12 protein-coding genes are annotated in these 13,564 nt (G+C 56.1%); 8 read left to right on the forward strand and 4 right to left on the reverse strand.

The window, feature by feature from the left end:
• Positions 1-40 precede the first annotated feature (40 nt).
• Positions 41-979: an oxidoreductase gene (locus F556_RS0122755; protein ID WP_020619305.1), complete on the reverse strand. Its 939-nt coding sequence runs from the start codon at positions 977-979 to the stop codon at positions 41-43.
• A 118-nt stretch (positions 980-1,097) separates the two neighbouring features.
• Positions 1,098-2,396: a uracil permease gene (gene uraA / locus F556_RS0122760; protein WP_020619306.1), complete on the reverse strand. Its 1,299-nt coding sequence runs from the start codon at positions 2,394-2,396 to the stop codon at positions 1,098-1,100.
• Between the two features lie 286 nt (positions 2,397-2,682).
• Here uraA and F556_RS0122765 point away from each other — a divergent pair, with 286 nt between their 5' ends.
• From F556_RS0122765 to F556_RS0122785, 6 genes are all read left to right on the forward strand, one after another.
• On the forward strand, positions 2,683-4,446 hold the full coding sequence (locus tag F556_RS0122765; RefSeq protein WP_020619307.1) for a sensor histidine kinase: 1,764 nt from the start codon (positions 2,683-2,685) through the stop codon (positions 4,444-4,446).
• Positions 4,427-6,022: a response regulator gene (locus tag F556_RS0122770; protein ID WP_020619308.1), complete on the forward strand. Its 1,596-nt coding sequence runs from the start codon at positions 4,427-4,429 to the stop codon at positions 6,020-6,022. Before F556_RS0122765 ends, F556_RS0122770 begins: the two co-directional genes overlap by 20 nt.
• A gap of 279 nt (positions 6,023-6,301) precedes the next feature.
• Entirely contained in the window at positions 6,302-6,484 is a 183-nt protein-coding gene (locus F556_RS38620) for a hypothetical protein (protein ID WP_211222631.1), read from the forward strand.
• Between the two features lie 347 nt (positions 6,485-6,831).
• The gene (locus F556_RS0122775; RefSeq protein WP_020619309.1) at positions 6,832-7,743 is read left to right on the forward strand and encodes an ABC transporter permease; all 912 of its coding nucleotides are present in this window, start codon (positions 6,832-6,834) and stop codon (positions 7,741-7,743) included.
• Positions 7,744-7,780: 37 nt separating this feature from the next.
• Positions 7,781-8,647: a carbohydrate ABC transporter permease gene (locus F556_RS0122780; RefSeq protein WP_020619310.1), complete on the forward strand. Its 867-nt coding sequence runs from the start codon at positions 7,781-7,783 to the stop codon at positions 8,645-8,647.
• Between the two features lie 30 nt (positions 8,648-8,677).
• Positions 8,678-10,180 (forward strand): extracellular solute-binding protein, encoded by a 1,503-nt coding sequence (locus F556_RS0122785; RefSeq protein ID WP_020619311.1) that lies wholly within the window; start codon positions 8,678-8,680, stop codon positions 10,178-10,180.
• 150 nt (positions 10,181-10,330) lie between these two features.
• On the opposite strand, the gene F556_RS0122790 is transcribed toward F556_RS0122785, so the two are convergent.
• Both F556_RS0122790 and F556_RS0122795 read right to left on the reverse strand, forming a co-directional pair.
• Complete coding sequence (locus tag F556_RS0122790) at positions 10,331-11,404, reverse strand: amidohydrolase family protein (RefSeq protein ID WP_020619312.1); 1,074 nt, start codon at positions 11,402-11,404, stop codon at positions 10,331-10,333.
• A gap of 17 nt (positions 11,405-11,421) precedes the next feature.
• On the reverse strand, positions 11,422-11,778 hold the full coding sequence (locus tag F556_RS0122795) for a Rieske (2Fe-2S) protein (protein WP_020619313.1): 357 nt from the start codon (positions 11,776-11,778) through the stop codon (positions 11,422-11,424).
• Positions 11,779-11,898: 120 nt separating this feature from the next.
• Here F556_RS0122795 and F556_RS0122800 point away from each other — a divergent pair, with 120 nt between their 5' ends.
• Together F556_RS0122800 and F556_RS0122805 are read left to right on the forward strand one after the other, a co-directional pair.
• On the forward strand, positions 11,899-12,696 hold the full coding sequence (locus F556_RS0122800; protein ID WP_020619314.1) for a helix-turn-helix domain-containing protein: 798 nt from the start codon (positions 11,899-11,901) through the stop codon (positions 12,694-12,696).
• 36 nt (positions 12,697-12,732) lie between these two features.
• Positions 12,733-13,488, forward strand: a complete 756-nt coding sequence (locus F556_RS0122805; protein WP_020619315.1) for a LamG domain-containing protein — start codon at positions 12,733-12,735, stop codon at positions 13,486-13,488.
• Positions 13,489-13,564: the final 76 nt, after the last annotated feature.

Below are 13,564 nucleotides of genomic sequence, written 5' to 3' on the forward strand. Positions count from 1 at the left end.
TCTGGCAGCTTGGTCCGTGCTATCGGTGTTATCCGTGCTGTCAGTGCAGGATATGTGCGGGCAGCGGCGAGAAATCGAAGGTCACGCCGGTGCGTTCTTCGGAGATGCGCCATAGCTGGTGGGCGATCTTCTCGTCGAAGGCCAAGGGGACGGGGGCCTCCAGCACAGGATAGCCTTTCATTTTCATCCGGCCGCCGGGTCCGATGTATTCGCCGCCTTGCAGCTGCGGGTCCACCGCCGCGCGCAGTGTAGGCAGGGCGCCCATTACGGCATCCTGTCCGAACAGCCGGAAGAACAGCTTCACGCCGCCGGATGTGCGGTCCAGCTCGGTGCGGGCAAGACCGGGGTGTGCGGCGGTCGTAACCACATCGAGTCCGGCCTCTTTGATGCGCCGGTCCAGCTCTAGGGTGAAGTACAGGTTTGCCAGCTTGCTGTCGCCATAAGCCTGCCAAGGCTTATACTTGCGCTCCTGCCAGTCAAGATCGTTCAGGTTCAGGTTACCCATCCGGTGGGCGGAGCTGGAGACGTTGACAATACGTGACCCGGGCGTTCCTTTCAAGTGTGTGAATAATCTCGCTGTCAGGGCATAATGGCCAAAATGATTCGTGCCCATCTGCAGCTCAAAGCCCTGCTTGGTCTGACTGTAAGGCGGAATCATGACTCCCGCATTGTTAATGAGAAGGTCCAGGGACGTGTAAGACGAGGCGAAGCTCTCGGCAAAAGCGCGGACGCTATCGAGATCTGCCAGATCCAGGGGCATGACGTGAACGTCCGCATCCGGCTGACTGCTGCGAATCGCGGCCTTGGCCTTATTGCCCTTGTCTGCGCTGCGCACGGCAATAATGACAGTCGCACCCTTACGGGTTAACGCCTGGGCGGTTTCCAGTCCGAGCCCGCCGCTCGCTCCGGTGATGATGGCGATCTTTCCTGCTTGGGACGGAATCTGCGCTTCATCCCAGTTGCTCATCTGCTGCGTCATAGACACGCCTCCTTAATGTTTTTGCTACTTACTATTATATTGGACGCACGGGCGCCAGAACAACCAAACGCCCCCGGCGGGGAGCCGGGGGCGTTGTTAGACGTGTTACCAGGTCAGCCTAGTGTCCCGCGCCCTCTTCATCGTTGGAGATACGCAGCACCTCGAAAAGCTTGAACAGCAGGCTGAAGAGGATGGCTACGACCGTAGCGAGGGCCATACCTGTCAGGGAGAAGTCCCCAAACTTTACCTCCACATGACTGAGTCCGGTGACGAGCACGATCGTCGTCAGAAACAGGTTGGTCGGCTTGCTATAGTCGACCTTGGCTTCGATCAGCATCCGCAGGCCGGATGCGGCGATGACGCCGAACAGTAGCAGCGACACGCCGCCCATGACCGCTTCGGGAATTCCAGCAACCAGTGCGGAGAATTTGCCCGAAAACGACAGCAGAATCGCGATAACAGCAGCGCCGCCGATGACGAAGGTTGAATAGACCCGGGTAATGGCGAGCACGCCGATATTCTCACCGTAAGTGGTATTAGGCGTAGCTCCGACGAAGCCCGACACCATGGTCGAGAGGCCGTTACCCAGCATTGAACGGTGCAGGCCCGGATCCTTGGACAGATCTTTCTTCACGATATTGCCGGTCACGACGAGATGTCCGATATGCTCAGCAATAACCACGAGGGCCGCTGGTGCAATGGCGATAATCGCTGTCCACTCGAAAACAGGCATTGTAAACGTGGGGGCCTGAATAATGCCTGCCTCGGCTACTTTTTCAAAATTCGTCAGTTTAAGCGGCATGGCAATCAAATAGCCTGCCACAATGCCGAACAGAATCGGGATGATTTTCATAAACCCGCGGAACAGAACCGATCCAAACACGGTAATGAGTAGCGTGATAGTCGACAGAAAGACGACTTTTCCGTCCATCGTCCACAGGTCGGGATCTACATCGGCTGGAGGAATCCAACCTGCCATCCGCGCTGCGACCGGTACCAATTCCAGACCAATGATTGCGACGATCGCCCCCATCGCAGCAGGGGGAAATACAATATCAATCCATTTTGTCCCTGCAACGGTGATAAGAAGCGCGACAGCTGTAAAGATAGCACCTGCAACGATAAAACCGCCTAGGGCCGCAGCGTACCCCCCGCCTGATGCACTAGCTACAACCGCTCCAGCAGGAGCAAGAAAAGCAAAGCTCGACCCCAGATAAGCCGGGATTTTGCCTTGGCACAGCCACAGGTAAAACAAGGTGCCGATGCCGTTCATCAGCAAACAGATCGCCGGATCAACGCCCAAAATATTAGGAACCAATACCGTCGAGCCAAACATCGCGAATAGATGCTGAAAGCTTAGCGGCAGGCTCTGCCGGAGGGGAGGTCGTTCATGAACCCCGATTTCTTTTCTAATCATGCTAAGATTCTCCTTCAAATAGGGTGCTATTGTTAGTATGCCCATTCGAATTCTACCGACTTCACGCCAGCTTGGCAAGGTAATTTATCACGTGAGCTGGCAATATTCCCGTCTTTTTTTACTGTGTAGAGCAAGCGGGTCATCAGAGTTGCCTTCAGAGTCATGAAACTGTGGTGTTCAACAGGCGCATGCTGCGCTATAGTAGTCTTGATATCCACAAGGCCGTCTGAGCAAGGCGGCCTTTTTTTCTAACGACAGGACCTGGTCAAACGAAGGAGGCGCCCCGATGGGCTTGAAATCCATACAGTTCCGACTCACCTTACTATTCTTGACCATTCTGATGCCCCTAACGGCTGTCGGTCTCTATGTGAATGCCCAAGCCGAGACGGCACTGGAGAGCCAGGCCCGCCAACAGACGGCCTCCGCCTTAGCCTCCTCGATGACGTACATCGATCTGATTATGGAAAATCTTGATGAGGCGTCACTTCTGCTTAGCACGAACGAGAACGTCATCCAGGCCATGGACAGTGCAAGCGTGTCGATTTCGCCCGAATCGCTCTTTGATCTGCGCACCGTACAGCAGGATCTCAATACGATGAGCCGGGTATCCAGCAAGCTGGATGAAGCGATCGTGCTGCACGGCTCCAGCGGCTATGTGCTCTCTTCGGATCGCGGTTTTTACCGGACGGACGGGTACCAGCAGGAAATGTGGTACCGAATGGAGCATTCACGCCGGCAAGGTTCGAGCTATGTGTATCTTCCGAATTCGACCTCGCTCGGGATCACGGACGGTACGGGGATGTTCGAGAGGGAACGTCTTTATATGATTCGCCGTGTCGATTTTCTGAACCAGACGAGCCGCTCGGACTTTGTCCTGGTATCGATCAACAAGCGGCGGCTGCAGGACATTGTCGCGCCACTGTTGTCTTCTGAGCAGGCGAGCATTGCCTTGCGGTACAACGGGCAGACGGCAGTGGAGTTAGGAGAAGTCGTAGCGGATACGAAGCTTTTTCAAGTCGAGGTCACCGGCAAAATGGGCTGGACGCTCCAGTATGATCTGCCAGAGGCTGAGGTCTTGCGGAGCATTCAGCACAATCGCACCTACACCTACCTGATCATTGTCCTCAGTATTCTCCTGGCTGTGTTGATCTCTTGGATTATCTACAATCGGATTGCCAAGCCGCTGACGAGCCTCACGCGGGCGATGAATCAGTTCAGCCTGGGCAACCTCAAGACCCGAATCCCCCATCGTCGCAGTGACGAGTTCGGGTACGTCATGGACAGCTTCAATCAGATGGCGGAGAAACAGCGAGTCCTGGTGGAGGAAGATTACGAGAAACAGCTCCGGCTCGCGAAGGCGGAGTTCCGTCTGCTGCAATCCCAGATCAATCCCCATTTTCTATACAATACGCTTGATAGCGTCTACTCCGTCGCCCTGGAGCATGAAGAGCGCGAGATTAGCGACATGGTTTACAATTTGGCGCTTTTTTTCCGGGTTAGTCTGGGCAAAGGGAAGGATCGCTTCACAGTTGAGGAGACGATGGCGCATCTGATGTATTATCTTCGTGTCCAGCAGCTCCGGCTGATGGATCGTTTCGAGGTGCAGATTGAGATGGCGGAAGAGACCCGGTCAATTCCTGTTCTGAAGCTGCTGCTGCAGCCGATTGTTGAGAATGCGGTCATTCACGGCTTGGAAAAGCGGCAAGCGGGGGGCGAGCTGCGCATTGCATCCTCCATCGTAGATGGCATGCTGCTCATTCAAGTGCAGGATACCGGCTTGGGCATGCCTGTCGAAGTGTGCCAAGAGCTGCAGTCCCGTCTGGCAGCCATTACGGTGGACCAGATGCGGCTCTTGCTGCAGGAGCGAGAGGAGTCTATCCCACCAACCCGCTTCTTCGGATTGACCAATGTGCAGTCGCGCTTGAAGCTGTATTATGGCGAGGCGGCGGGGCTGGAGCTAGAGAATCACCCGCAGCGCGGGCTGACTGTGAACGTCTGGATTCCATTAGAGGAAGAGGGGGAGATGGAGCATGAATCTGTTGGTCGTTGAAGACGAGATCCGGCTCAGAGAGCGAATTGTCGGCATGATTCCGTGGGAGGAGCATGAGATTGCGCTCACCGGCGCCGTCACGCACGGCGGGGAAGCGCTGGCCCTGATGCATCAATTCCCGGTGGATATTGTGTTAACAGATATCGAAATGCCGGAGATGTCGGGACTGGAGCTGGCCAGTGAAATCCACGCCCGCTACCCCCATGTCAAAATCATTATTTTGAGCGGCCATTCGGATTTTGAGTATGCCCAGCAGAGCATTCTTTACGGCGTCATCCAATATCTGATTAAACCGGCTAGCAACGAGGACATTCTGAAGAGCGTTCAGGCTGCAGCCAGCCAGCGGAATGAAGAACTGCGAGCCAAGCATAATTACGAAGCGTTGAAGTCCAAATGGGAAGCCCATTTGACGCAGCTGCAGGATGTATTTTTGAAAAATTGGGCCGAGGGGCGGTACAATGCCTGGGAAATCGAGACGAAGAGCCGGAATGTCCAACTGGAGCTGGCTGGAATCCTTTTTGTCCCCGTTGTGCTGGACATCGATCCCATCCAGGAGGAGGATGCGCGCTACACGGCCAAGGATGCTTCCCTGCTTTATTTTTCCCTGCACAGTATCGCCCGCGAGTATACGGAAGCGCTGGACTGTCGCACCTGGCAAAATGACGAGGGACCTACGGTCGCTCTTTTCCGCGTTCCCCCGGATGGCGTCGAGGAAGAGATCTATCACCGCATCAATCAGAGTGTCGTAGGGCTGCTCGACACAGTCAAGAGCTGTCTCAAAGTGACCGCGAGCGCAGGCATCGGCTCCATCGTCGCCCTGCCGGAAAGATTGCCGGACCATTACCGCCAAGCCAAGCAGGCGCTTCTGCAGCGTACGGTGCTGGGCAATAATCTGGCGATTCCCTACCGGCAGGGACAGACGGCCGATCCGGCCTGGCGTTCGCTGGCCAAGCTCGAACAGAAGCTGGAGGCACAGCTGGAGGTGGGCGAGGAGCAGGAAGCGCTCGTTACCGTCGCGGCGCTCGTGGAGGCTGCCTTTGTGCCGCCTGTTACCGTGACCGGCATTCGCGAGGCACTCTTGCAGATTAGCGGATTGTTTGCGCGTCTGGCCCATCAGCGTGACTGGCTGCTGAGCGAGGTGGCAGGCGAGGATTTTGTCCTGTTCGAGAATATCGGCGCACTGAAGACGAGGGAGCAGATTCACGACTGGCTGCGCCGGATGACGATCCGGTGGTGCACCTATGCCTCCGAACGCAGACGCTCCGGGACCCAGGTGACCGTCCAGGAAATGCTGCATCTCATTGATGCGCATCTGGGAGATGAGATCAGCCTCAACAAGGTTTCCTCCATGCTGTACATGAATGCCTCCTACCTGAGCCGGCTGTTCAAGGAAGAGCTGGGGATGACATTCAGCGATTACTTGATCCGCAGGCGGATGGAGCGGGCCAAGGAGCTGCTGAATCAGGGGCTCAAAGTCTACGAAGCCGCCGAGCAGGTCGGCTACCGGCATGTCAATTATTTCTCGAAGACCTTCCAAAAGTACTGGGGCGTCAAACCAGGCGAGTATACCCAATAGGCTTCTGCACCTTATCATCTCACCAACACGACTCCTGCTATTTCAACCTGTATCAGCTCTAACGGACACCCAGGCCGCTATTTCGCTTTAAATCGCTAGTTCGAGAATGTAACGGCCATATAAGCACCTATTTGCTCTGTCGGAGCCTGTTTTAGCCTAATTACACTGAAATAAGTGCACGGGTGGCCGTTAGGATGGGAAGCCGGGCAAAACAGCTCAAATAAGTGCGCTGGTGGCCGTTAGAATGCCGAGCCGCCGAAATACCTGCCCAAACGGCAGTTGGATAGTGCGTCGTGGCTGGTATGGTGCGTGCGGCGGGTATGGAGCGAAATACCTGCAAGATGGCAGCTGGATGAGCTCGGATGGGGCCTGAGCGCCGAAATACCTGCCAAACGGCAGTTAAATCCGCCCGCAGCCCGCAGTCAGGCCATGCGCCGTGCGCGTCTGCGGGCCGTTAGTTAACTGCTCCCCCCATGCGATCGCGCAACAAAAGCGGCATAACCGCTAAAGTCATCAGAGTTGCATGCGAAGTCATCGTACTGTTATTTTGGCTTATACATGAAAGCGCTATAGTTATCTCAGAGACAGATATCAGGTTGATGAAGAATAGCCGGAGAGGCACGGAATCGAATCTGGAGAAGCGAAGCGTTCGCCTTTGTCCCCGGGTGTCTACCGCAGGTCGCACACTATCCAAGACACCTGGGGACAACAGCGATCGGAAGAACGATCCGTGACTGTAGGCTTTCTTTTTCATCAGCCTGGGATACAGAGATAGAGAGTGGAGAGATTGAGGATAGGAGGGGAAGTGAATGAAAAAGGGGTTGGGCATTAGACAATACACGCGTGCCTACGATTTGATCCTGATGTCGATCCCGGGACTGATTTTTCTGTTGGTGTTCAAGTATGCACCGATGTACGGGGTCATCATTGCCTTCAAGGATTATAACCTGGTCAAAGGTGTGTTCGGCAGTGCGTGGGTAGGCTTGGAGCATTTCTATAACCTGTTCGCCTTCAACGAGTTTCCGCGGGTCATCCGCAACACGCTGGTGATTAGTCTGATGAAGCTGGTGTTCGGCTTTCCGGCCCCGATCGTCTTGGCCTTGCTGCTGAATGAGATTCGCCACATGGTGTTCAAACGCACGATCCAGACGATCACGTACATTCCCCATTTCATCTCCTGGGTCGTGGTCGGCGGTATCTTCATGGATCTGCTGTCGCCCGGCTCGGGTATTGTCAACCGGATCATCGTCGCGCTGGGCGGCCAGCCGATCTTCTTCATGGGCGACGGCTGGTGGTTCCGCGGGGTACTGGTGTTCTCCGACGTCTGGAAGGAAGCGGGCTGGGGTGCCATCATCTACCTCGCAGCCATTCTGGGCATCAATAGCGAACTCTATCAGGCGGCTACCGTCGATGGGGCCAGCAAGTGGCGGCAAATCTGGCATGTGACGCTTCCCGGCATACGCGCAACCATCATCGTTATCCTGCTGCTGCGGATCGGCAACCTGCTGGACGTCGGCATGGAGCAAGTCTTGATGATGTACAATCCGTCCGTGTACGAGATGGCCGACATTATTGATACCTATGTTTATCGAATTGGACTTGGCGAGCTGCGATTCAGCTTCACGACGGCGGCCGGGCTGTTCAAATCCGTAGTCGGTTGCGTCTTGCTCATTCTCGCCAACGCGTTTGCCCGACGAATCGGGGAAGAGGGCATCTATTAATCATCCGTGAGAAACCACTTGGAAAGGAGGGCTTGCTATGCAGGAGACGAAGGGGGAGCAATGGTTCCGCACCGTCAATGCCATGTTCTTGTCGCTGGTCAGTCTGAGCATGCTCTTGCCGTTCATCCATGTGCTGGCGAAGGCGCTCAGTCATGACCGTTATGTGCTCGCCAAGGAAGTGACGCTGTGGCCCAAGGGATTCCAGACCGGCGCGTTTGAATTCGTGCTGAACAACAAGCAGTTTCTGATTTCATTTGGCAACTCCATCTTCATTACCGTCGTCGGAACAGCCATCAGCATCCTGATCACCATGTTCACGGCGTATCCGTTATCCCGCAAGATCATGCCGCACCGGCGTGCCATCATGTTTCTGTATGTGCTGACGATGTTTTTCAGCGGGGGTCTCATTCCGACCTATCTAGTGGTCAAGGGGCTGTCGCTCACCAATTCGCTATGGTCGCTCATTCTTCCGGTCGCGCTGGCGCCCTTCAACCTGATCCTGCTCAAAAACTTCTTCAGCAGCGTGCCCGATGATATGGAGGAATCGGCCAAGATGGACGGTGCGTCGAATCTGCGCATTCTGTTCACCATCTATGCTCCATTATCGATGGCGGCAATCGCCACAATCTCCATGTTCTACGCCGTGGGCTACTGGAACAGCTTCTTCCAGGCCTTGATGTACATTACCGACCGCAATCTCATTCCGCTGCAGGTCTACCTCATGCAGATCATTACCGACCAGATGGGAATGGACCTGGCCAATGCGGAGTCGATGATGAATACGGCCGCAGAATCGGTAAGGGCGGCGACTATCATTGCGGCCGTGGTGCCCATCTTGCTTATCTATCCGTTTGTGCAGAAGTATTTTGTCAAAGGTGTCATGCTGGGAGCCGTGAAGGGCTGAAGTGTTCTATACAAAGGGGAGGATACACATATGAAGAAAACAGTACTGACAGGGATGGCCTTGCTACTCGTCCTGAGCGGATGCTCAGGGGGCAATGGCGGGGGCGGGCAAACCGGTGCTTCGGGAGCAGGCGGTGAGGGGGCAGGCAACGGAGCAAGCGGCGGGCCTACGACCATTCTGATGAATTACAATCCGGCAGCGGATCAATTCCCATCCGGCTCGGATCTGAATAACAATCACATTCTGGATTGGCATAAAGAAAAATCAGGGCTGGATTTCACCATTGAGCTGCTGCCCAAGGATGAGCCCTCGCAGAAAATTGCCCTCATTCTGGCATCTGGCGATGTGCCGGATATGATGAAGATTGGCAGCAGGGCGGATTACTTCAAGCTAGCAGCGCAAGGGAATTTCTTGCCGCTCGACGAGTACCTGGACGATCTCCCGAATTACAAAAATACGGTGTCCGAGGAGCTGCTGAGCAGCGTGCAGGTGGACGGTGTGACCTATGCCTTGCCGTTCCGCAATACGGTCAAATTCACGAACGGCATCTATGGTCGCACGGATTTGCTGAAGGAGCTGAACATGGAAGCCCCGGAAACGCTGGATGAGCTGTATGCGGTGCTGAGCGCCATCAAAGACACATTCGGCATGACGCCGTTCACCCTTGCAGCCTCGACGCCAGGTGAATTGGACGGCTCAGCAGCCCCGATTGCCGGTGCATTCGGTGTATCGACGATTACTGTCGAACGGGAGGGCAAGCTCGCTTTTTCCTGGACGGAGCCGGAATACAAAGCGTTCCTGACGTTTATGAACAAGCTGTACAACGAGGGCCTGATGGATCAGGAGTTCGCGCTGAACAAGGGTTCCAATATGAAAGAAAAACTGATCGGCGAGCAAGCGGCCTTCGCCACGATGGCGTGGTGGGACGCCAAGACGACCTATGAGAATCTCTCCAGCAAGCGAGAGGGCGTAGAGATGCATTACCTGGGGCTGCCTGCCGGTCCGGAAGGCGAGCGCGGAATCATCGAGTCGAATCCGTTTGGTGGCTACCATGTGATCCCGCAGGGTGCGAAGAACCCGGAAGGCGCGATTCGTGTCATGGACTATTTTGCTACGGAGGAAGCGCTGTTCACCCAGGATTGGGGCGTTGAAGGCAGGGACCATGCGATGGAGAACGGGAAGCCGGTGTCGAGCGATGAACAGATGGCCCAGATTCCATGGCGCATTCTGTATCAACTGGCAGACACGCAGGAGAACTATGAAGCCCGGCTGGAGAGCAAAGGATTCACGCCGTATCATGACCAGCTTACGGGCTATGAGATGGTGCGTGAGGAAACCTTCTACGCTCCGCCTATCGATGAGTGGAGCAACAAATTCAATGAGCTCCAATCGTTCAAGGACGAGAATGCGGTGAAGTTCATCATGGGCACCCGCAGTCTGGATGAGTTCGACCGCTTTGTCGAAGAATTCAACGCCCGTGGCGGGAAATCCGCGATCGATGCCATGAATGAATGGTATACGACCAAGGACTGAACATTTGCACTCTGATTGCCAAGCGGTTCGCTCTAATGAGCGCAAGCCCAGCCGTCCGTTGTAACCGCGTGGCCGACCTCCCTGGACGTTGTCCAGCGGAGGTCGATTTATTAAGTGGCAGTTTCAAGAGCCCGCGTGTCATCCCAGCTCTCAGACAAGCCCAAACAGCTGGCGGGCGTTATCGCGGAACACTTTGCGTTTCTTCTCCGGGGAGAGGCGTGTCAAAATCCGGGTCGGATCATCGAAGTCCCAGTGCGGATAATCGCTGGAGAACAGCAGCATGTTCTCAGCGTCGAACATCTCGAACATGGCGTCCAGATGCCGGGGCTGGTCAGGCTCTTCGATGGGCTGCGTGGTCAGGAAACAATGGTCCCGCACATATTCGCTTGGCATTCGTTTCAGCCAGGGGGTGGATGCGCGAAGCGCCTTGAAGTTTTTGTCGAGCCGCCACAGCAGCGGGGGCAGCCAGGCGACACCGCCTTCACAGAGCACGACGCGGAATCCGGGATATTTCTCGAATACGCCTTCGCAGACGAAGCTGACCAGATGCGCCATGAAGGTCTGGGGCAGGCACGTATGCCATTGTAGATAGTTCGACACATAGCCGGCTGCCGTTGGCGGGTTGAAGATGCCGCCGCCCTCTGCGCCAGGGTGAATGACTAGCGGCAGTCCGTGGCGTTGACAGGCTTCGTAGATTGGATGGAAAAACCGTTGACCGTAGGGCATCCGGGAGCCGCCGGTGACGCTGACGCCCACGATATCGGGATGAGGACCGACGCGGTCAATCTCGGCTGCGGCCTGGTACGGATCCTGGGTGGCGACGCAGAGGTATCCCTTGAACCTGTCGCTGCGGGGCAGCCACTCGGCGATCTGGTAGTCATTGTAGGCCTTGCAGACGGCTGCAGCGTAATCCGCATCGGCGAAACCAGAGACTCCGATGATGGAATCCGAGCACAGCAGGGCATACTCGACCTGGAAGGGCAGGACATAATGCTCCAGCATATAAGCGGGGTCCGAGCCGACAGGCAGACCGCTCGGCGGGTCCGCATCCTTGCGCTTGTTGCCGATGGGCGAGGCGTACGGCAGGCCGGCGCCGGGCAAGCCGGCGCGGGCGGCCTGGCTGCGCCACGGCTCATCCAGGTAGGGGAGCAGGTCGGCACCGCTGCGGAGCTGCGGATGGACGTCGCAATCGATGATGGTGAGCTTCTCTTGTGCTTCTGTCATGCGTATGAACCTCCTTCTTAATGAGCGAGCACGATGCCGATGAATCCGTCCTCCACGAGGACCGGATAGCTACGCGTCCGAATCTTTTCATTGAACAGTGAGCGTCCCGTCTTGATATCGAATTCCCAGCCATGCCAGGGGCACCGGACAATCTCCTGATCCCGGCCGTAGATGAACTGGTACACCTCGGAATCCAGGGTAGTCCCGCAGCGTGTACCCTTGCACAATTCTGCGCCCTGATGCGGGCAGCGATTATGGATCGCATAATACTGGCCTTTGACGTTATAGACGCCGATGGAGCGGTTATCCACCTCCACGATCAGATGGGTGTTCTCAGGAATGTCTTCTGTTCTGGCAACGCGATGAACGGCCATGACCGTCACTCCTTTCTATCTAAATTGTAGCGCTTTCTTGTACCTGAAAACCATTGTTGAAACAATGATAATCTGAACGATTCTAAGCTATAATGGAGCAAAAGAGGGGAGGGGAAGGAGATGCTGGAGCTGATCTCGGTGTACCTCGATGACATGGATGAGCAATGGTCCAAGGAAGAAGCGCCGACCCTGACGGCGATGCTCATTGCGGTCATGGAGGGAAGCGTCCTCTATGAGGTGGAGGGGGTGCCGTATAAGGTGGAGAAGGGCGAACTGCTCTATCTGCCGCAAGGGGTGCGGCGATCCGGCAGGAACAGCCCGGACGGCCCGCACCGCAAGTATTCGATCCATTTTCATGCCACGCCGCAGTTGGCCTTGCAGCTCTCGGGGCCAGCGGGACCCTGCAAAATCAAGACACGACAATTCGAATACATTCGTCAACGCTTTGGCGTGCTGGCACGGCACTGGTTCGAGCAGCGGCCTTACGCGCCGATCCTGTGCAACGGCATTGCTATGGAGCTGGCGGGCATGTTCGCCGAGGATAGACAGCAGATGAACGTGGCCTCCGTGAAGCTGCGATTGATTCGAGAGATGCAAGCGTATATCGCTGTTCATTACCGGGAGCCGCTCCGTATCGCCGACCTCGCTGCGCTGGTGGACCGGGCACCGAATTATGTCACGCATCTGTTCACCGAATTGACCGGTACATCGCCGATTGCTTATTTGCATCAGGTTCGCATCCATGCGGCCCGGGACTTGATTCTCAACACTCGCATGACGATCGCGGAGGTGTCCGCCTATTTGGGCTATAGTGATCCGTCTCATTTCAACCGAGCGTTCCGACGTTGGATGGGGTATCCGCCGTCGGCCTGTCAGCGTGAGCTGAAGAGCGGCGTGAAGCTTCCGGCAAGGCCGTAAACGTATACTTGTCATAAGAAAAGGAGAGATGCCGTCATGAACAGCCAACAGGAACGATTGCAAGTGCTGCTGGCCCACCCGGGCCTGATTAGCGTGTGGGATTTTCAGGAGGAGGCGGGGCAGCCGCGGGTAGCCAAGGGGCCCTATCCCTATGCCCTGCAGGAGCAGAGCGGACCTGTGTCGCGGGCGGCGGAGGGTGTACTGGGCCCTTATGCAGCGGATATTGCCTTTGGTCAGTGGTTCAACTTGCCGAGAGCGGCCGCGCCCGCGCTGAATATAGGCGGAGCGAATGCGCAGCTCACCGTTGCGGCTTGGGTGAAGAGGGAGCAACGCGATACACCGGAATGTCAGGCGGTCGCTGGCATGTGGGATGAGACGCGCAAGAAGCGCCAGTATTGTCTGTTCCTGGATCTCAAGATCTGGGATAGCCAAGATCAGGTGTGCGGCCATGTTTCCGGAGAGGGGGGACCAACCCCTGGCTACAAATACTGCATGTCCTCGGCAATCGGGAATTCACCGGTTGTGAAGGGGGAGTGGCACGCCATCGCTTTCACGTATGACGGGCAGACGGCGCGTTGTTACCTGGACGGCAAGCTCGATGAGCGGGAGCAGTGGAACCCGTTTGCCTACGAGGGCGGGCTGTTTGATGGCGGCACAGACGGCGCGGATTTCACAGTGGCGGCGGTCAATCGCTCTGGCGTCCCCGGCAACTTCTACAGTGGCCTGCTAGGCGGACTCGCCGTCTTCAACCGAGCACTGACCGAGGAGGATATCGAAGGGATTGTCCGTTAAAGAAGGACATTATCTAATGTAGATTTCGGCTTACTGCAATCTTATCCAAGGGTACGGATCGATTCTGGTCAACGCT

It is taken from the genome of Paenibacillus daejeonensis DSM 15491, from assembly GCF_000378385.1.
GTDB lineage: Bacteria > Bacillota > Bacilli > Paenibacillales > Paenibacillaceae > Paenibacillus_D > Paenibacillus_D daejeonensis.